We start from the raw sequence: 21,031 nt of genomic DNA, 5'->3' as shown, positions 1-21,031 counted from the left end.
GAACAGACGGTTAACTATCAATAATTATTTTTTCAATGCGGCGAGACTCTCTTTAATTTTTTCTTCCTGTCCGGTTAAGCGGGCATAGTGAAAGAATCTTTTTTCTGCATCTTGTTTCGTTTTTTCAAATAACCGATCAGCGATTTCAGAATTAACCTTTTTCAAGGCAGAAAAACGTGTTTGTTTCATCATAAAATCAGTTAATTCATCAAATTGCGGTCGTTTGAAATCAAGCTGCATCGGCGGTTCGCCTTTGACCTTGCGCTCGGGATCATAGCGGTAAAGCGACCAGTATCCGGATTTCACGGCATCCGTCGCTTCAGCAAGTGCGTTGGTTAATCCACCTCGCAGACCGTGTGATATACAAGGCGTATAAGCGATGACTACAGAAGGTCCCGGATAGCGTTCCGCCTCCGTGAGCGCCTTGATTGTCTGCATCTTGTTCGCTCCCGAAGCGATTTGCGCCACGTAAACATGGCCATAATTAATCGCCATCATGCCCAAATCCTTTTTCGCCGTCCGCTTACCGCCTGCGGCAAACTGAGCAATAGCCGCTGCCGGGGTTCCTTTTGACGATTGTCCGCCTGTGTTGGCGTATACTTCATTATCCGTGATCAGAATGTTGACGTCCGCCCCGCTGGCAATGACATGGTCGATTCCGCCAAAGTCAATATCATACGCCCAACCATCGCCGCCAATAATCCATTGGCTTGTTTTAATAAAGAGATCGCGTTCTTGGTAAATGGTTTCAAGCAGTGGCAGATGAACCTTCTCCTGAAGCAATCCGCGCTCGAGTTTTTCCGCACGATCCCTTGTTGCTTCGCTTTCCGTCATCTTTTCGATCCATTCGTTCATCAAGTCCTTTAAGCCGTCACTGACTTCATCACATTGCACTACGTCCTTCATTTGATCAGCAAGCCGTGCACGCCTTGTATCACGCGCAAGCTTCATACCGAGACCGAACTCGGCATTATCTTCGAAGAGTGAGTTCGACCAAGCAGGTCCGTGGCCCTGTTGATTTGTCGTGTAAGGAACAACGGGATTGGATGCTCCCCATATTGAGGAACAACCGGTTGCATTTGCGATCATCATCCGGTCGCCGAAGAGCTGCGTTAATAGTTTTATATAAGGCGTTTCGCCGCATCCGGAGCATGCGCCTGAGAATTCCAGCAGCGGCTGTTCGAATTGTGATCCTTGAATGGTCGCTTTCTTCACCGGATTGGTCTTTGCCTTCAGTGTCATTGCGAACGCCCAATTGACCGCCTGATCCTGCTGTGACTCCGCCGGTTTCATAAACAGCGCTGTTCCAGCCTTCGGGCAAGCTTCAACACATAATCCGCATCCGGTACAATCCGCAACGGAAACTTGAATGCGATAGTTCAGTCCGTCTGCACCGCGCATCGTCCGGACAATAAAGCCTTCCGGCGCCTTCTCCATCTCTTCTCCATTGGCAAGAAACGGCCGGATCGCTGCATGCGGACAGACGAACGCACACTGATTGCAATTGATGCAAAACTTCGGGTCCCATTCCGGAACCTGCAGCGCAACGTTTCGCTTTTCATAGGCAGATGTGCCCAGCGGCATACTGCCGTCCGCCATATTTTCCTTCAGCAGTGTGCTTACTTTAATCTTACCGCCTTCCTCGCGGTTCATCGGCTTTAAGATATTCAAGACATAATCCGGCTGCTTTTTAACTGAATTCATACTCATTGGTTTTGGCTTGTCATCCGCTTCACCCCATTGCTGCGGAATCGTTACCTCATGAAGCAAATCCACCGTTTGATTGATTGCGTCCACATTCAGCTGTGCGATCGCCATCGACTTGCGGCCGTAGGTCTTTATTGCAGATTGCCGAAGCCACTCAATGGCGTCAGCAAACGGTACAATATTGGTCAGCTTGAAAAAGGCGGTTTGCATGATCGTATTAATTCTGCGTCCCAGCCCGATTTTACCGGCAAGGCCGATTGCATTGATTGTGTAAAAGCGAATCCTATTTTTTGCTAAATAACGCTTCATTGACTTCGGTAAATGGGCTTCCAAGTGGTCGTCATCCCAGATCGTGTTCAGTAGAAAAGTTCCGCCTGTTTTCAAACCCTTGAGAAGATCATAGGAGCGCAAATACGACGATGCATGGCAGGCAATAAAATCCGCATGTTCAACCAAATAGGCCGATTTAATCGGTTGATCCCCGAAACGAAGATGCGATACCGTGAGGCCGCCGGATTTTTTCGAATCGTAGGAAAAATAGCCTTGAACATTAAGATCGGTATGGTCGCCGATTAATTTTATCGACGCTTTATTTGCGCCGACCGTACCATCAGACCCAAAGCCCCAAAACTTCGCTTGGAAGGTACCCTTTGGCGTCAAATCCAGACTTGGAAAAGCCGGAAGCGACAGGTGTGTTACATCGTCATCAATGCCGATTGTAAATCGTTTCTTCGGATGCGCGCTGCCAAGATGTGCGTATACGGCTAAAATGTCCGACGGAGTCACGTCCTTAGAACCGAGCCCATAACGTCCGCCGATCACTCGCGGATGGCGGTCGCTTTCATACAGAGCACTTTGAACATCAAGCAGCAACGGTTCTCCTGAAGCTCCCGGTTCCTTTGTCCGATCCAGAACAGCAATATTTTCAACCGTTTCAGGAAGCTTTTCCAACAGCTTTTCTGTCGGAAACGGGCGGTATAAATGGACGGACAGCAAGCCGACTTTCTCGCCTTGTTCAGTCAGATGATCAATTGCCTGTTCAATCACCGAGGTTGCCGAGCCCATGGCCACAATCACACGCGTAGCATCCGGTGCTCCATAGTAATTGACGAGATCATAATTCGTGCCTCTCAACTTATTTATTTCTTGCATATAGTGAGCGACAATTTCAGGCACTCGGTCATAATAGCTGTTAACCGCCTCCCTCTGTTGAAAGAAGAGATCCGGACTCTGGCTCGATCCGGTTGCTGTCGGGTGATTCGGGCTCATGCCTCTCCGACGAAACGCAGCCACCGCATCATGATTCAGCAATCGCTTAAAATCGTCATGGTCGATCACATCAATTTTTTGAATTTCATGACTCGTACGGAAGCCATCGAAAAAGTTTACAAAAGGAATCGATGCCTCAACCGTAGCGAGATGTGCAACTGTCGAAAGATCCATAACTTCCTGAACACTGCCTTCAGCGAGCATGGCAAATCCGGTCGCACGTGTTGCCATGACGTCCGAATGGTCGCCAAAAATGCATAACGCATTAGAGCTCACTGCGCGTGCTGCAACATTAAAGACAGCCGGAAGCAGTTCCCCGGCAATTTTATACATATTCGGTATCATCAGCAGCAAACCTTGCGATGATGTATATGTAGATGTAAACGTTCCTGTTTTTAACGAACCGTGAACCGTGCCGGACGCACCTGCTTCAGATTGCATTTCAACAACACGGACCGGACTTCCAAAGATATTCTTTTTGCCTTGGGCGGACCACTCATCGACCATTTCGGCCATAGGCGAGCTTGGAGTGATCGGATAAATGGATGCTACTTCGGTGAATGCATAGGATACATACGCAGCCGCCGTATTGCCATCCATCGTTTTTTTATTGGTCATTTTCTCTTCCTCTCCATCAAATCGCGTATTTAGAACACGCCTCTATTAAATCTACTTATCCCTATATCAATCCTTTTCTATTTTAGCGCTTCAAAAGTACAAGCGACTATGTATGCTGTGATAAAAATCGCACAATTTATACAAAAAAAAGACTGTTTCCCGAAATAGTTCCGGAAAACAGCCTTTCTTGCAATTTGTATCGAACCGCATGCTAGTCCATTAATCGTTTTCTTTTGCCGATCACAAGAGAAAGTGCAGCGAAGGCGACAGCGAAAGCAATCACCACAGTCATGCTATAAATAATAGATGAAAGATCAGACCATCCAAATTGAGTGAGCTTAGCGATATGAGCATTGGCCTGCACATACCAATACGTCGGTGTGAAGCTGGCAAGCTTAAGCACCGTATCATTCAAGAATTCCTGTGGAACGAACACCCCGCTTATAAAGCAAGGGCCAAGCGTAATCACATTGCAGACTGCGGACATCGCCTCAAGATTTTTCATCAAAGTACCGATCAAATAACTCATACTGGTCATACAACCCGTAAATACTAAGGAATTAATTAGGAAGTAAATGATATTTTGTGTACTGTAGCTGCCGGTGTCCAGCAGAAAATCAAATGCAATCAAAATGACCCAAGCGATAGCCGCAAACAATAGATTCGCCATAATCAGCTGAGCATTAACGCTGCCGGCGGAAAGCGGCGAGCAGCGATGCCGGCGGCTCAAATCCTGTTTGTTGAAGACAATCATGATCGTCGAAATGCCCATGATAAGAACGGCAGATAAAGCATAGGCAAAATAATTGAAATAGTATAAGGAAAAACTCCCCGAGGTTTTTGCACTCTGATGTGCTTTAATCTGTACAGGTGTCTCGCCGGATAAATTTTCTTGGAGGCGTTCTGCCAGCTCCTCTTGGCTTATACCTGGTTCATGCTTCGCGTAGAGTCGCGCCAAGTTCCAATATTGGTCGACATTAATGTCGACATAGGCATTCTGAATCGATCCGGGCACAACGGTTTTCTTCATTTGCGCCGATCCTCCGTTCAGCACACTGTCCGTGAAGCCCTTTGGAATGCGTAAAATATAAGTGACCTGACGGAAAAACAGGGCGTCCTGGAGTTCTTCCGTACGATCGGGCAAATTGACAAACTGAGCGCTGCGCGACAACTCATGGCGAAACGCTTCAGTCAGAGGGGTCTTTTCCTCCGAAATGAATGCCACTTTAGCTTTCTTTTGAGAATAACCGTTACTTAGTTCTGACGTCCCATTCGTTGCCAGTGCAATCGAGATGGCTAGAAAGATAACAATATAAATAGAGACTGAGATCCAGTTGTGCAGGAAAATTTTCAAACATAGCTTAAAGACTGGCATATTTCCGCCTCCTGACGATCAGATAGGTCGCGGCGCTGAATAGAACAATGAAAAGGAGCATTGCGCCTACGTTCAAGGCATACCGATTTAAAGAATCATAATAATAGAGTGCGTAGAATGCGTCGGTCAGCAGGTTTACCGGATTCAGCCAAACGAGTGGCGGAAGGTATTCGGCAATTATATACTTCATATCTAAGAACATCATTCCCGAGAGAAACGAGCCGACCATGGTTACCACCATTAAAATAGCGACTTTCAGTCCTCCGCCTTTTTTAATGAGCGCACTGATAAATGCCCCGAATGATAGGCCGAGCACGCTGCCGACGAGCGCGGTCAATAAGACATACCCTGTGCGCGGACCGAAGCTGATGTTCAATCCGAGGCGCAAATAAGTAAGCAAAATGAGAATTTCTGTGTAAAGAATAACTAGAGCGGCTGAACTGCCGGCAATAAATGCCTTAAGTTTGTGTACCGGCGCCATATTTACACGTGCGGCGCGGTCAGTGATATTCGCCTGAATATCGCTGACCTCTTTCATGCCCCAGAAACTTCCATAGAGACAGGCCATCGCAATTAAGGAATAAAAATAATTCAATATATTATTCGGTTCCGCGCTTCCACCCGAAATCTCCTTGACATAATTTTGACGGTTGCCGACATCATTCAACAATCCGTTCTGCAAGGCTTCAGGATGATCAGACGCGATTTGCATGACAGCGGAGTTACTGGAACGATATTGATCGGCAAAGGTTGTCATTATGCTCTGATTGAATCCGGATTCCTTTACGGTCAATTTAATCGTCTTTCCGCTTGTATAATAACCGTCAATCTTCCCCTGCTTCAGCCATTCAGCTGCCTCTTCCTGATTCGACGCCGCCTTCATATTAAACAAGCGCTTTTTTCCCTTCGAAACACTGTTCAATGCTGATTTAAACGGGGCATCGTACTGATTGTGACCGCTGACAACAACTGCTGCGTCAATAGGATGAAAGGTCTCATCGTCATTCAAGTTCATAAAGGCTAAGTAGAAAAATGTAGCGAGCAGAATGGGGAAAAGGAGTGTCCAAAACACCAACTGTTTGTCTCTGATTAAGCACTTAAATCGATAACGGAACACATGCGCAAACATTTGATTCATCTCCTCTCAGTCGCGAAGCTGCTTCCCGGTTATTTCAAGAAAAACATCATTCAGAGTCGGCAATTCAGAATAAATACGACCAAATCCAATTTGATTGTTTTTCAAAAAGTTAAGGACAGACTCGAGATTGTTCGTTCCCTTTCCTGATTTGATGATTAAACGTTTATCAATCTTATCAACCGAAACAACACCGGGAAGCGCGCGCAATTGACACAGCTGCGCTTCTTCAATAGAGAACGTTTCTACGGTGATCTTTTCACCTAGCGTAATCATTGCCTTCAGCTCCTCCTTGGTTCCTGAGGCAATGACCCGGCCCTTGTCCAGGATGACAATTCTTGAGCAGATCTGCTCTACTTCCTCCATGTAATGGGAGGTATAAACAATGGTCGCTCCCTGTGCGTTTAGTTTCTCGATACCCTCAAGTATTTTATTTCGACTTTGCGGATCAACGGCAACAGTTGGTTCATCTAAGAAAATGAGCTTCGGTTTATGAGCGATTCCACAAGCGATATTCAATCGGCGCAAAAGGCCGCCGCTCAATTTCTTCGGATAAAACTTTCGAAAATCCTCAAGCTCAACAAAAGCAATCGCTTCTTCGACCAGCTGCTTTTGCTCTGCCTTGTCTCGAACATAAAGGCCGCAAAAATAATTGATATTTTCATACACCGTTAATTCGTCGAATACCGCGACGTTCTGCATAACAATACCAATATTGCGTTTGATAGCGTAAGCATCCGGCGTCATTTTCTTACCGAAAATTTCAACTTCTCCTTTGTCATAGCTCAGCAATGACAGAATGCAGTTGATCGCTGTACTTTTCCCCGAACCGTTCGGACCAAGCAGACCGAAAATTTCCCCTTCTTTAATATCTAAAGATAAATGATCCAGAGCGACAAGGTCTCCGTACCTTTTCACCAAATTCTTTACATGAATCATCATTTACGTGTCTCCTTTCCTATCTGTATTCAGTTTAGCTGCTTCGTTATATCGATGTAAGTGTCGTTCATCATCGATGTTCATGACAATTGTCATCATTCCCCATTTGGAATTGTGTGCACAGAGAAAAAATGGTTAAATGAAAACATAAAAGGAATGAACGAAGACGGACGGTGGCTATGAATCATATTATTGATAAATTAATCCTTCTTGTTTGCTGTCTTGCCGTATACCTGTTCGGCCGGACGTTCGATAGTGATGTTGTCCCGATTCTGCTTGCTGTCATTTTCACCTGTCTGCTCAGCTATTTTGATCAGAGTCGTTGGCAAATCATTCTGACTGCATTCTTTTTGTTCATCGCACTGCTCTTGCCGTGGGCTTGTGTTTTTCTGCCATTAGTCTGCTATGATCTGCTTTTTTCAAAGAAACAATGGTTTTGCTTGCTAGCGCTGCTGCCTTTAACACTCTTTTTCCCGAATGCTCCTTTGGCTGCGGATACAGCACTCTGCGCACTTTTTGTTTTTTCCGCTCTATTAAAATACAGAACGATTGCATTTAACCAACTTGCAGAACGTTATTATAATCTGCGTGATACGACAAAAGAAATGTCTTTGCGTTTAAAGAAACAAAATCAGGATTTGCTGAAGAAACAGGATACCGAATTAACAATGGCAACGCTTGGCGAACGCAACCGAATTGCGCGTGAAATCCATGACAGCGTGGGACATCTGCTGTCGCGTGCACTGCTGCAAATTGGCGCTTTTCTCGCTGTGAAGCAGGATCCGCAAACGAAAGAAGCACTCTCCACTCTGAAGGATACCCTTTCAGAAGCGATGACGAGCATCAGAGCAAGCGTTCACGACCTCCATGACGAGTCCATTGATCTGCGTACTCAGCTCGTTGATCTGAATCATAAATTCACCTTTTGTCCGCTAGCCTTCGATTATTCTGTCCAAAACACGCCGGGAAGCAAGTTAACCTATGCGTTGATCTCGATCGTAAAAGAGGGCTTATCCAACATCGTCCGGCATTCTGCTGCCACACGTGCGGCAATTACGCTCCGCGAACATCCTGCATTTTATCAATTGATCATTTCCGATAACGGGCGGGTGCGAAACTATGATCCGAATAACGGAATCGGTTTAAAGAATATAAGCGATCGTGCCGAAGCCTTTAACGGTCTTCTCAATATCGAAACAAAGAACGGATTTGAACTCTTCATATCGATTCCTAAGGAGGAAGAAGGATCATGAATGTACTGATTGTCGATGATGATCGGCTTGTCTCCTCATCGCTCAAAACGATTCTCGAGGCGGATTCTACGGTTCATGTCTCCGGAATCGGCAACTCCGGAGCGGAAGCCGTTGCCCTTTATAACGAACTTAACCCCGACATTTTACTCATGGATATCCGGATGGACGGAATGACAGGGATTGAAGCGACCAAGATCTTGCTTGGAGAAAATTCTGAAGCAAAAATTCTTTTTTTGACCACTTTTTCGGATGACGATTACATTGTCGAAGCTCTTCGTATAGGTGCCAAAGGCTATATTTTGAAGCAGAATTTTGAGAGTATCGTTCCGGCTCTGAAGGCTGTTTTCAGTGGTCAGCGTGTATTCGGCGATGCCATCGTCAGTAAAATCCCCTCATTGATGAAACAAAAAGAACAGCCAAACTTCAGCCGGTTTAAACTGAGCGAACGTGAACTTTCCATCATTAAACAAGTAGCAAACGGCAAATCCAACCGTGAAATCGCGCAAAACCTTTTTCTCAGTGAGGGTACGGTACGCAATTATATCAGCACAATCCTTGAAAAGTTGGCGCTGCGCGACCGCACCCAACTCGCCATTTTCTACTACAAACAGCTTTGAGTAAAATGAATATCTTATTTGGGCAGTGTTGCGTATGATTGCGAATACAGGTCTGCTGCATTAATCGTTAAAAAGGCGGTTCAGCATTCAATTAATGAATGCTGAACCGCCTTTTTCCGGCTTTAATTGATCAAAACACTTTATTTAGATTTCAGAGCATTTCCATGTGCACGCGGCTTCCTCTGCCCGATGGGACCGCAGGCGAAACAATTAATCGTCGCGGCAGTCGCTCACGCATCTCAGGCACGTGACTGATGACACCGATTGCTAAACGCCGCATATGCAGCTTTTCGAGTGCGGTAACCACTGTATCAAGAAGCTCGGGGTCGAGCGAACCAAATCCCTCATCGAGAAAAAAGAATTGAAGCGGAACATTGCCCCGGAGCTGGATCTGTTCTGAAAGAGACAAAGCCAGAGCAAGCGAGGTTAAAAACGTTTCTCCTCCTGATAAAGACGAAACCGGGCGATAAACACCGCCGTTTCCATTGTCTCGAATAACAAAGCCGCCATCCTTATCTACTTCAAGCACATAGCGGTCATGCGTCAGTTCACCAAGCCGTTTCGATGCGGCGGCGCAAACCTGTTGAAGCTGCTCTTCCGCAACGAATTCTACAAATGCATTGCCGCGAAAAACGCGTTGCAATTTTTCATACTGATCGGAAGCCTTCTGATTTTTCTTTCGTTCCGATTCCAGCTTAAGGAACAATTTATGATCTTTCTCTAGATTTTCTCGTTCTTTTGAAGCGGCGCCAACGCGTTCTATCAGTGACTGCACCTTCTCCTTCAGTTCCATCCACTGCTGTCGCAATTCATCCAGTTGATTTTTAGAAACCGATTGATCACCGAGTTTTTCAGAGATTGACTGAATTTCAGAAGAAAGCTTTGTTGTCTTTTCTTCATAGCTTATCAGATTTTCAGAAAGCTTGACCCGCACGTCATCGCTTAAGTGAGCCTTTTGTACTTGATCACGCTTTTCAAATTGGGAAGCAGCGAGCCGTTCCTCCCATTTTGCACTTGCTGATTGATATGTCTTTTCCGCCCGTTCCTCTCGTGCAGAAGCATTTGTACAGTCCTTATCAACACGGTGATACGTGTCTATTGCGGCTTGAGTAATGCGTTCGGCAGATTCCATTTCTTGTTTCAATCGGACCATTTCCTGCTCAACATCGAGTGCCAATTGTTTCAGTGCCATATCTTCGCTTAATTCCAGCGCGTGTAATTGGTCGCGCCACTGAAGCAACGATCTCTCTGCCGCTTCCTGTCTGCCGACCCCTTCGCTCCATTGCTCGTCAAGGCTGCCTAAGGCCTCCTGATCTTGACCAGCTTTTTGTTCAAGTTGGCCAAGGTCTTTTTTCATCCGCTGTACCTCCAAGCGCAAGTGCTCCGCCTTTTGATCAGATTCACGGATCGCGTTAGCCTCTTCCTGTACTTTTTTGAATGAAGAAAAGCGGGTATTCCATTCATTTAACCGCAGATCACGTTCCCGTTTTCTTTCGATTGCTTGGTCTTTAAGGGACGACATCTTTTCTATGTACATGGCAGATCGAGCATCACATGTCGAGTGTTGTGATTCGATAGTACGCGCTCGGTCCAGCTGCGTCGCCAATTGATCCGCAACCTGCAGCTGATCCTGTTTCTCCTCTTTAATCGCGAGCGTGATTCGATTGAGCAGATCCTTTATACCGGAACGCTCCCATTCTGCGAAATCAACTGATTGATCCATGTCATGATTTTCTCGACTAGACGGTGATGCTGCCTGCACAGAAGCGGGAAAGGCTTTCGCCTGCTGCTCTAATTGTGCTGTGCAGATTCTGGTTTCCTGAAGTTGATTCATTAAGAATTCAGTTGTTTTCTGATAAAAAGTTCTCTTTGCATCAATTTCAGTCTCTGAAAGCATTTCATCTCCTGCCACCGGAGTTGGATGGTGAAGCGCGCCGCATACCGGGCACGGCTCGCCGTCACGCAGTGCAGCAACCAATTGCAACGACAGATTATGGCGATTGATCCGGTCGCGTTCTTGCTCAATTCCTTTGTTTTGCATGTCAACAAATGTCTGCGCAGATCGAATGAGCCTGCTTGTATTAACAGCGCGGTTATAAATTTCCTGATTTTGATTGAAAAGCGATGAATCTTTTTTATTAATCTGCTCCTGCTCACTTTCAAGATGCTTGATTTCCTGTTCGCATTTTTCAAGTGTGTCGCGCAGTTGAATCCATTCACCGCGTTTCTCGCTAAGATAAACATCTAGAGTATCGATCTCTTTTTTTTCTTGCAGAGCTTGTTGAATGAGCGTTCGTCTGTCGCTTGGCACTTCCAGTGCCGTCAGTTCACGCTCTTTCTTATCCAGGCTCGCCTTCATTTCATTAAAGTGCTTCTGCTCTTGCTCTAGTGCTGTTCGCGCCTTGCCTCGTTTTTGCTCGAGCGATTTTTTTTCTGTTTGGAGCTCTTGCAAAGCGTTCAATTCACTCTTAAGCTGATTTTGAATCGATGCGCCTTGGAGAAATTTTTGTTTACTCTCATCAAGCTTCGGCATTTGCTCATCCAAATTTTTCTTTATGCCTTCACGTTTCTTTTTTACCGCTTCAAGCTGTGCCTTTTCAAGATCAAATCGGCGTCGTGCTTCCACGTGTTCATTTTTTGCCTTTGTCGCTTCCAACTCTGTATCGCTCAACGCCTCTAGGTAAGGCATCAACTTATCCGCTGCCTCATTACGATCAAGCTTGATCCTTATTGTTTCATAGTTGTCCTTTTCCCGGATCAACTCCTGAAGTACCTGAGTCTTTGCTTCCTTGTCTTCAATCATGCTGTAGATCTGCTCAAATAATTGCTTCTCAGCTTCCACGTGCTCAAGCTTAGTCCGCGATAAAGTGAGTTCATGCTCAATCTCTGTGCATCGTTTGATTGCCGCGTTGACCGCCTCTATAGATGCATCACCAAGCATTGCCTGCTTCTCAACAATAATCTGGAGCTGCTGTTTCCGTTCGTCGAATGCTCGTTTCAGACGTGCAGATAATTCATCACCATATTTTTCAAGATGAAAGAGCCGTTGGAGCATCTTGCGACGATCATTACCTTTGAGTGTCAAAAATTCAGCGAATTTACCTTGAGGCAGCACAACCGCCCTTGTAAAATCATCATGTGTCAATCCAAGAATCTCTTGTACGGAACGCGTCAAATCACGTTCTTTATCAGCAATCACCTCATTGACGGCGTCAAGCTTCAGCAAACGGCAGCTTGCCAGACGCAAACCGCCGTCCTTTGTGCGCTTATAGCTGCGTTCCGCGCGGTATCGTTCCGTTTTATCTCCGGAAAGTTCAAAGGTGAAACCAACCGACATCTGTTCTTCAAGCTGATTTAAGATCCCGGATGTGTTATTTGCCGCACGCTCCACCGTTCCATAAAGTGCGAGCGTAATTCCATCCAAAATCGTCGATTTTCCGCTTCCTGTCGGACCGAAAATGCCGAATAATCCGTCCGCACACAACGCTTCAAAGTCAATATGCTGTTCCTCACGAAAACTATTCAATCCGTTTAAGGTCAATTCAATCGGTTTCATTCGGAACCCTCCCCGCCGCAACTTCACGCGCGGCTTCATCCTCGTCAATCAGCTGCATGAATAGACGAATAAGATCGGTACCAGGCTCAGCGCCATCTGTCTGCTTTTTATAAAATCGAACAAAAAGTTCATCAATAGGCAGATTAGAACGTTCAGAACGTTCTTTGTCTTCTTCAACACTGTTGTATATCGGTCTTATGGTGACGATCCGCGGACGTGCTTTACGTAGTGCTTGAATGTCATGCATGCTCATGGCTTCATCCAGCCGGATTTCCAAATCAATCCATGCTTCAGGATCACGTGCTTCATCAATCCACTGATGCACTTCATTTAAGCCATTCTCCGCATGCCATCGAGTCAGCGGACGACCCGATTTAAGTTCAATCTCTCTTAATGCAAGCGGTGCACCAGGCATACCCTCAAGAATACTAATTGATTTAGGCCTGCCGGCTTCTGAAAAACTATAAGCAAGCGGCGATCCGGCATATCTTGCCGGAACCGGTGAGTCCAATAAGTTTTGCGGTCGGTGCAGATGTCCGAGCGCAACATATTGAGCAGAACGAGGAAAAGCAGATGGATGGACTGTATAAGCACCGCCTACTTGAATCGGCCGTTCAGAATCAGATTCTTTGCCTCCTGCTGCAAAAAGATGAGTCATCAAAATGTTCACTGCATCCTTATTAAACGACTTTGCCTGCTCACGAAAAAGCGCAGCAAGACGTTCGTTATATGCAGCCTTAATCATGTCTTCATCATTGATTTCACTGAGACATTCATTTAAGCGGGATTCGGAAGGATAAGGAACACACCCGAGCACGAGTGTCTCGTCTGTCCTTTTGATCGGGATGACCAGGGGCTTAAGCACTGGCCGACCGACAATGGTTATGCCCTGCCTTCCGGCGAGTGGCCTGGAAGCCTCCAGCCGCTCCGGACTGTCATGATTACCGGCAATGATCAGAACAGGACGTTTTCCGCCGAGTGACAAGCGCTGCGCGGTTTCGTAAAAAAGTGCTTCGCTAGCAGCAGGAGGATTAACCGTGTCAAAGACGTCGCCCGCCATCAGAATCGCGTCGACATTTTCTTCGTCCGCAATGCAGCAGATTTCATCCATAACCTGCTCCTGTTCCTCTGCTCTTGAGCGGCCCTCAAGACTGCGCCCAAGATGCCAGTCGGCTGTGTGCAAAAGTTTCATGACTGATTCCCCCCGCTTGTCAGATCGATAAAGCAGCCAATATCAAAAGCATAAAGACCGACAAGTGCTACTTTCTGCTTCCAAATTTGTTCAATGGCTTGTCTGTACAGATCGAGCTGCACTTCATAACGACGTTTCAGTTCAGCTGCAGCAGTTTCCTGATCAGGAAAACGACCGGAAAGGTGATCGGTTTTATAATCCAAAAGAATTAATCCGTCTTTATCTTCAATAATGCAATCAATAACGCCTTGAACGAGCACCGATTCTTGATGATTTGATCGTTTCCATGTTGGATAAACATCATCTGTCGATAAAGCAAGACTGAACGGACATTCTCGGACAACTTTACTCGCTGCTCGCATCTTTTCTCCGATCGGTGTCTGGAAAAATTGATATACTGCTTCATAATCGAAACTCTGCTCCTGCACGTCAGTAATCACTTCATTTTCTACAAGCACGCGGCCTTGTTCCTGAAGCTGCTCCTGATCATCGACTTTATTTAAATTTAGATGCTGCATAAACAAGTGAAGTGCGGTACCTCGCTCAGTTGCAGAGAGTGCAGATTGCTGCAGGAATTGTGGACGGTCTCTGCCGATCGAGGAAAAATGTTCCGGGTCGCTAAGCAGGCGATCATCGGTCCCATCGCTGAAGTAGTCTTGCTGTGCTTTAATTTCCGTAACCGTCTGTTTCGCCATTGATGTGGTGGCCGCAAAATCGGGATACGACCACTCGAGACGCTTTGCGACCTCATCCTGAAATCCGGAATGGGAAACGACAGCTTTACCTTGATGAAGTCTCTGCAGACGTTCCCGATTCACGGCCTGACGATGATCCTCTGCTTGAGTAAGTCCTGAAGCAGCAATAATCTGTACGATCCATGAAGAGGGGTCCATTGATACTGCTCTCTTATCAGGCTGATCATCCAGCAAGTCATGAAGTGCTTCAGCTGCGTGATGACGCGCAACTGCCGGGAGAATCCAATCAAAGAAGGTTACGGCAGACGCACGCGCATCTTCCGGAAGCAGCCACTCCCTGGTTTGCAGAACAGGTCTGAATTTCTCTATTTGTTTTTTCGCGTCTTTAACGGTTCCAATCAGAATCAGTTTTTCTTTTGCCCGCGTAACCGCGACATATAAAATACGTAATTCTTCAGCAGTCGCATCCGCTTTCATTCGTTCTTTGATCGCCAAATAAGGCAGCGTGGGAACACTGGTACGCATGTCGGGATTAATCCATTTCGTACCGAATCCCAAATCTTTGTGCAAAAGTGCTGGTTCAGCGGTGTCACGCATGTTGAACCGTTTATTCATACCCGCAACGAAAACAACAGGGAATTCCAATCCCTTGCTTTTATGGATGGTCATAATGCGAACAACATCTTCCTGCTCACTAAGTGCACGTGCTTCCCCAAGATCGCCGCCGTTTTCTCTCATTCTTTCAATAAATCTGAGAAACCGAAACAGTCCGCGAAATGTCGTTTTTTCATATTGACGCGCGCGATCGTAGAAAGCTTTCAGATTTGCCTGGCGCTGCGTGCCTCCAGTCAATCCGCCGACATAGTCGTAATAACCGGTATCGCGATAAATTTGCCAAATTAATTCAGCAACCGAATGATTTTTAGAAAAATCACGCCACTCTTCAACCTTTTCAAGAAATAAACTCAATCGTTGTGCTAAATCTTGTTCATTGTCTTCTGTATAACGTTTTAAGGCATGATAAAAACCTGATTCCCGATCAGACATACGGATGGCAGCCAATTCATCCGCGTTTAACCCGATGATCGGGGAACGCAGAACTGCCGCGAGCGGTATATCCTGCTCCGGGTTGTCAATCACTTGCAGAACAGAGAGCATGACCGACACTTCCACCGTGTCAAAATAGCCTCTGGATAACTCTGCATAAGCGGGAATAGCGCGGCGTCCGAGCACATCTTTCATGACTGCCGCGGATGTGCTTGCAGAGCGCAGCAGAATCGCAATATCTCGATAGCGGATTTGACGCATATGTCCTAAATCACGATCAAAGACTTGGTAGGACGGGGATGTTCCGTCGCCGATCATCGCCTGAATTCGATCGCCGATCGCACTCGCCTCAAGTTCCGAGGAGTCCAGATCGTCTGCGCCCTCCGAATCTTCATCTTCAGCACCAGCGCGATTAATCATTTCCAGATCAATTGGACGGCTCTCCTGAGGGTAGCTCGCCCCGCAGCGCAATTCTGCTGCGGCATCATAAATCACACCGCCGACCGCCTCGTCCATGGTTTGTCGAAAAAGAAAATTCGCTCCGTCGACGATTTCCTGCCTGCTGCGGAAGTTGTTTGACAGATCAATAACTTGTCCATCGCTTTCCGGCGCGGAAAACAGTTTATATTTTTCAATAAAGAGTCCTGGTTCGGCTAATCGAAATCCATAGATACTCTGTTTTACATCGCCAACCATGAAGAGATTGCCTCCATGGGTACTGTCTTTAGTAATTAATTGAATAATCGTTTCCTGAACACGGTTGGTATCTTGATATTCGTCAATCATTACTTCATTGAATTGCGCGCGGAACTGTTCGGCAACCACAGACGGCACCTCGTGATTCGTCGAAGACCCTTCGCCGCGCAAAACAGTGAGACATTCATGCTCCAGATCGGAAAAATCGAGAACGGCTTTGCGCCTTTTTTCCTTTTTAAACTGCTTGGTGAATGCCTTTACAAGCTCAATGATCAGATCAACAGAAGGTGCCATATCACTTAGATCGTTCAGACATTCTTCAGAAGAGCGCGAAAACCATTGCTGCTGCAGCTCAGCAACTGTGGTCTTAATCTTATCTCGTATTTTCTTTACTTGATCCTTGAGCGCTGCGTCAACCTCTTTACCGCGAATCGCCTTCAGCTTGCCAAATGACACGGTCAGACACACAGAACGAAGCGTCTCCCAATCTGAGTCTACCTTAGATAGAATTTGCTGCAGTGCCGCCAAATCTTCAGTCAAAGTCTCCGCGTAAGCCGCAGGACCTCCCGGTTCGCCGCACAACCGTATCGCATCTTGAAGACTATGGACTGCTCCGGAAATCGTGCGCCATAATGCCTTCTTCAAATCAGACAGCCATCCGAATTGATCCAGTCCCCTTGCACTGTCCACACGATAGGCTTCAGCCATTTGATCCAGCCAATGCTCCGGCCAGGGATGACTCATCGAAAATTCATAAATACGTAAAAGCAAATGATTCAATGCATCATCGCTTCGGTCACTTGAATAGCGATCCACCAAACGATAGAATTCCGGATCGTCTGCTGCATAATACTTTTCGAGAAGATCATCCAAGACCTCCTCACGCATCAGCGCTGCCTCCGTTTCATCAAGCAGGCGGAAGCCTGGATCAAGATCAAGAAAATAATAGTATTGCTTGACGACCGACATGCAAAAGGCGTGCAGAGTCATGATTGACGCTTTGCCAAGCAGCCCCTGCTGCCTCCGCAAGAATAAATTTTCAGGCTCATCAACCAACCGCTTTTCGATTGCCTGTCCAATACGCTCGCGCATTTCAGACGCCGCTGCTTTTGTAAAGGTAACAATCAGCAAGTCATCGATATTCACACGTTGATCCAAATCCGTCATTTTTTGGATGATACGTTCAACAAGAACTGCGGTTTTTCCGGAACCTGCTGCTGCAGCGACAAGCAAATCATGACCACGTTCTGTTATTGCACGCCATTGTGCCTCTGTCCATTTTCTTTCTTTCGGGTTAGTGCTCATCCGGTTTCTCCTCCAACTTCGCCAATTTGCCTAAGACATCCTCGTCCTTCATCTTTTTCAACAAGCGATACTGATTGCCAGGTTGTGATTGATCAAAACGGCAAACCGGACGAAATGAGCAGTAGGTACATGGGACTTGCCCATTCATTTTAAAGGGGGTGATCGACACATCGCCGTCAATAATTTTACAACCGACGTCCGTCATCACCTCGCGAGTGTAGCGTCGAAGTGTTTTGAACTCCTGCACACCTGCGAGTGACGAACTTTTGTAGAAATCCCCGTTCTTTTTAATGCCGAATGGCGCAACATCCGAAATCTTTCCTTCTGCAGTCTTATCTGTCAGGAGCAGCGCGTCTTCATCTTCAAGAAGTAAACCTTTCATTTTAAAGTGCTTGTAGAGTTCACGTTCCAGCTGATCCTCCGGCAGTTTTTCATCCAAATTCAATACAGGGTTATGCACATGGAAATAAAGCACACCTGCAGGATCAGCTTCAGAACCCAGCCATTGTTTCGAATACGTGATGATGACATCAAGATAGGTCAGCATTTGAAGCGCAAGGCCGTAAAAAATCTCTGACAGATCAAGAGTTTTCGAACTCGATTTATAATCGATTATTCGTAAAAGCAACCGCCCCTGTTCGTCTTTGGCTTGATCCACACGATCGATTCGCCCGACAACATCCATTCTCGCTCCGTGTTTTAAAGGAAAGCTGAGCGGAGGCAGCGGTCGGCCGGGACCGAAAGGAAGCTCAAGACTCACTGGGGAAAAGCCACTCGACAATGCGTGACGGCGGAGGACACGTGCCACACGTGCCACGACCTGTGCCAACTTATGCTGCAGATATCGATAACGGTTCGAACTGGTCAGAATCTGTCTCTGCAGACTCGGTGCAAGCTCATTTACTGTGCCTGCTGCCAATTGATCGCATTCCTCCGGCGATAGATCTTGCCAGCTTCGATTTTCCTTCATAATCTGAGCGGTCATCTGTTTAATCGCCAAATGAAAAAGCTGACCGATATCAGGAGCGGCTAATTGAAAAGCTTCCCGTTCCTTGAGATTGAGCCCATAAGACGCAAATTGCGAAAATGGACAGGAATTGAATTTTTCCATTCGTGAAACGCTCGTCTGGATCGTCTGCCCATATAAGGCAAGAGCCGAATCCGGGCTGAGACGCTCATCATTGCGTGCAAACAGACCGGCCAATGCCATGTGTGCCGCACTGCCCCACTCGCGATGCACCGTAAACCAGTTATAGGCATCCCACCATAGTTCGGCAATCGGATACCCATTTTTCCATTCGCGAATTTGAGCGGAGAGAATACTTACCGTTTTTCTTGGTGTATTGATGAATGCAAGCTGCTCCTCATCCTTCAGGGTTCTTGGTTCTGCGGGCGCCAGCTGCACCTGCAAATCCGGGTAAAAGTGCCGCAGTCGAGAAATGAGTGGAGAGGGTCTCAGCGACTCGCCGTCTTCAGAAGCGAGCGGATAAGAAATAAAAAGGCGCTTCCTTGCTAGTGTCAGTGCGCGATAAATCAGTTCATTCTCACCAGCCATTTGTTCTGATTCGCCTTCAGCCACCGTTACGCCTTCATCGAGCAGCAGTTCACGATCCTTACCGGAGAACAGTCCCTGATCTGTTGGTTTCGCCGGCAGTACCCCTTCATTAACGCCCAGGAGGAGGACATCCTTCATTTCTGACGACCGCATCCGATCTAAACTGCCAACCAGCACTTGATCCAATGCCGGCGGGACCATCGCAAATTCCAGTGCATCAAGCCCCGTGTCGACAACCTTTATAAACAGATCGAGCGTCATCTGCTCGTCTCCTGCTGTTTCCACACATTGATCAAGCAGATCCACAACTGCTTTCCATGCCTGTCCGTGTGCCTTTGCTTCGGAAAGCTTTTGCTGTTGGTCCGCTGTTCTTGCCAGCCGTTCGAGCTTTTCGGGAATGGTCATATCGATCAGAAAACGGTAAAGTGCTTCGCATTGTTCGGAGACCGTCGTCGCATCTCCTAATCGTCGCTCCAAGGAAGCAATCGGCTGTGCAACAAGCATGCGGTATTTATTGATCGTCTTTTCTGCATGTTCTTCAGCTTCTGATTGTGCTCTCGTTTGCTCCTCCAGCCCCCTGTAGATCCGATAATGCCATGGATCTTCATCGGTCCACTTTTTCCCATAATAGCCGCGTGCGATTACATAGTTTTCCAGCTGATCCATGCCTTCGCGGGCTTCCTTTAAATTGAAATCAAATGGAATCAAGAAATCAGTTTTCACGCAGCGGAAGATCGGTTCATAACGCCAATTTTGTTGGATCGTTTCCAGCACTGAGCGAATAAATTCAATGAGAGGATGGTGTTTCATCGGACTTTTTTGATCAATAAAAAAAGGAATCTGATAATCTTTGAAAATCGTTTCAACAAGATCGCGATAGTCTGCCAGATTACGGACAAGCACCGTCATTTCACGGAAACGGTCACCATGGACACGTGCACAGTGAATGATATTGCGTGCCGCCTGCTCCACTTCCTCACGGCGATTTGCAGCTTCAGTCATCGTGACTCCATCCGTTTCCAGGCTTACTTGAGAAGGATACTGTCCGAAATGCAGACACATATTTTTTAAAGACACTGACTGATACCGTAATGCATCGGTTTGAAAGACAATGGGTTCAAGCATTTGATCATTCATCTCTGCTCGTTCCTTGAGCTGCAGAAACAATAGTGCGGGATGGCGAAACACAGAAAATTCATCCGGTGCCCGATCGTAGATCTGATCCGTTCCTAAAGCAATGGTGACCCGTCTGCATGTTGCCATCAGCCGTTCAACCACCAACATTTCCTGCGGCGTCATGGTCTGAAAACCGTCAATCCAGACTTCCGCCTGTTTCAGAAAATCAGCGTGATCCATTCGCTCCACCATGAGCTTTAGATAATCCTCACTATCAATATATTTTCCTTCCAGAGCTTGGCTGAACGATTGATAGATGAGCGACAAATCATGAAGCTTGTCCTTCAGAAGGAGCCGTTCCGCGCTGTCTCCTTTAAGTTGTTCCGCTTCAGTGATCATTGCTTCCGGTTCAAGACAAAAACGTTTAAATTCAATCAGCGTATCGCCAAGCAGATCGTAAAAGCCGTTCTGCTGAGATGCCTTTTGAAAGAGTCGAAGTTTCGTTTTATTCTGCTCAACAATTTTGCGCAGCAGCATCGACACACCGGTCGCATTCAAGTGTTTTCGCGTGGCTCCGCCTGCCTGCTGCAAGACGCGCAGTGCAAGACGCGGCATGCTGTACACATTCAATCGGGTCATCCCGCCAAGTCCCGCAGTGGATGCCAGTGCATACTCCATGCTGAATGTCATATGTTCGGGAACCAAATAAATGAGCGGTTCCCCATCCGGCCGTTCACGCAGATGGCTGCGAATTTCAGATAAGCACATCGCCGTTTTACCCGTTCCCGGCCGTCCCAATATAAATCGGACAGACATCAGTCTCCCCCCGTTTCATTGTATCTAAATAGATCTGAACAGATCGTTAATTCGAAAGTTAATTACTATAATTATAGCATATACAGAACATCAGTTCTTTTCATTCGCTTGACCAGCTAAATGAAGATTCATTGACAAAA

General features: G+C 46.6%; 9 protein-coding genes and 1 pseudogene. 2 read left to right on the top strand and 8 right to left on the bottom strand.

Annotated features, from left to right (window positions below; translation table 11 throughout):
* Nucleotides 1-30 precede the first annotated feature (30 nt).
* From nifJ to NOM01_RS05400, 4 genes and pseudogenes are all read right to left on the bottom strand, one after another.
* A pseudogene (nifJ, locus tag NOM01_RS05415) lies at nt 31-3,594 on the bottom strand (pyruvate:ferredoxin (flavodoxin) oxidoreductase); the annotation flags it as partial.
* A 211-nt stretch (nt 3,595-3,805) separates the two neighbouring features.
* A complete protein-coding gene (locus NOM01_RS05410; protein ID WP_255747048.1) occupies nt 3,806-4,969 on the bottom strand; it encodes an ABC transporter permease in 1,164 nt (387 codons plus the stop codon).
* Entirely contained in the window at nt 4,956-6,098 is a 1,143-nt protein-coding gene (locus tag NOM01_RS05405) for an ABC transporter permease (protein WP_255747046.1), read from the bottom strand. The genes NOM01_RS05410 and NOM01_RS05405 overlap by 14 nt, the downstream gene beginning before the upstream one ends.
* 15 nt (nt 6,099-6,113) lie before the next feature.
* The gene (locus NOM01_RS05400) at nt 6,114-7,046 is read right to left on the bottom strand and encodes an ABC transporter ATP-binding protein (RefSeq protein WP_255747044.1); all 933 of its coding nucleotides are present in this window, start codon (nt 7,044-7,046) and stop codon (nt 6,114-6,116) included.
* A gap of 176 nt (nt 7,047-7,222) precedes the next feature.
* On the opposite strand from NOM01_RS05400, the gene NOM01_RS05395 reads away from it, so the two are divergent.
* On the top strand, nt 7,223-8,296 hold the full coding sequence (locus NOM01_RS05395; RefSeq protein WP_255747042.1) for a sensor histidine kinase: 1,074 nt from the start codon (nt 7,223-7,225) through the stop codon (nt 8,294-8,296).
* A complete protein-coding gene (locus NOM01_RS05390) occupies nt 8,293-8,913 on the top strand; it encodes a response regulator (RefSeq protein WP_255747040.1) in 621 nt (206 codons plus the stop codon). The genes NOM01_RS05395 and NOM01_RS05390 overlap by 4 nt, the downstream gene beginning before the upstream one ends.
* A gap of 151 nt (nt 8,914-9,064) precedes the next feature.
* Here the strand turns inward: NOM01_RS05390 and NOM01_RS05385 are convergent, their stop codons facing one another.
* From NOM01_RS05385 to addB, 4 genes are read right to left on the bottom strand one after another with little or no spacing between them, the layout of a single operon-like run.
* Complete coding sequence (locus NOM01_RS05385) at nt 9,065-12,469, bottom strand: AAA family ATPase (protein ID WP_255747038.1); 3,405 nt, start codon at nt 12,467-12,469, stop codon at nt 9,065-9,067.
* Entirely contained in the window at nt 12,456-13,661 is a 1,206-nt protein-coding gene (locus NOM01_RS05380; protein WP_255747036.1) for an exonuclease SbcCD subunit D, read from the bottom strand. Before NOM01_RS05380 ends, NOM01_RS05385 begins: the two co-directional genes overlap by 14 nt.
* The gene (addA, locus tag NOM01_RS05375) at nt 13,658-17,404 is read right to left on the bottom strand and encodes a helicase-exonuclease AddAB subunit AddA (RefSeq protein WP_255747034.1); all 3,747 of its coding nucleotides are present in this window, start codon (nt 17,402-17,404) and stop codon (nt 13,658-13,660) included. Before addA ends, NOM01_RS05380 begins: the two co-directional genes overlap by 4 nt.
* Entirely contained in the window at nt 17,394-20,891 is a 3,498-nt protein-coding gene (gene addB / locus NOM01_RS05370) for a helicase-exonuclease AddAB subunit AddB (protein ID WP_255747033.1), read from the bottom strand. Before addB ends, addA begins: the two co-directional genes overlap by 11 nt.
* Nucleotides 20,892-21,031: the final 140 nt, after the last annotated feature.

It is taken from the genome of Sporolactobacillus sp. STSJ-5 (assembly GCF_024385605.1).
Lineage (GTDB): Bacteria > Bacillota > Bacilli > Bacillales > Sporolactobacillaceae > Sporolactobacillus.
Note: the sequence above shows the minus strand (reverse complement) of the source record. Positions and strands in the feature narration are given on the sequence as shown.

Bases quoted from the DNA above. Each gene is read 5' to 3' on its own strand.
- NOM01_RS05410 (WP_255747048.1), bottom strand. From the start codon at position 4,969: ATGCCAGTCTTTAAGCTATGTTTGAAAATTTTCCTGCACAACTGGATC.
- NOM01_RS05405 (WP_255747046.1), bottom strand. From the start codon at position 6,098: ATGTTTGCGCATGTGTTCCGTTATCGATTTAAGTGCTTAATCAGAGAC.
- NOM01_RS05400 (WP_255747044.1), bottom strand. From the start codon at position 7,046: ATGATGATTCATGTAAAGAATTTGGTGAAAAGGTACGGAGACCTTGTC.
- NOM01_RS05395 (WP_255747042.1), top strand. From the start codon at position 7,223: ATGAATCATATTATTGATAAATTAATCCTTCTTGTTTGCTGTCTTGCC.
- NOM01_RS05390 (WP_255747040.1), top strand. From the start codon at position 8,293: ATGAATGTACTGATTGTCGATGATGATCGGCTTGTCTCCTCATCGCTC.
- NOM01_RS05385 (WP_255747038.1), bottom strand. From the start codon at position 12,469: ATGAAACCGATTGAATTGACCTTAAACGGATTGAATAGTTTTCGTGAG.
- NOM01_RS05380 (WP_255747036.1), bottom strand. From the start codon at position 13,661: ATGAAACTTTTGCACACAGCCGACTGGCATCTTGGGCGCAGTCTTGAG.
- addA (WP_255747034.1), bottom strand. From the start codon at position 17,404: ATGAGCACTAACCCGAAAGAAAGAAAATGGACAGAGGCACAATGGCGT.
- addB (WP_255747033.1), bottom strand. From the start codon at position 20,891: ATGTCTGTCCGATTTATATTGGGACGGCCGGGAACGGGTAAAACGGCG.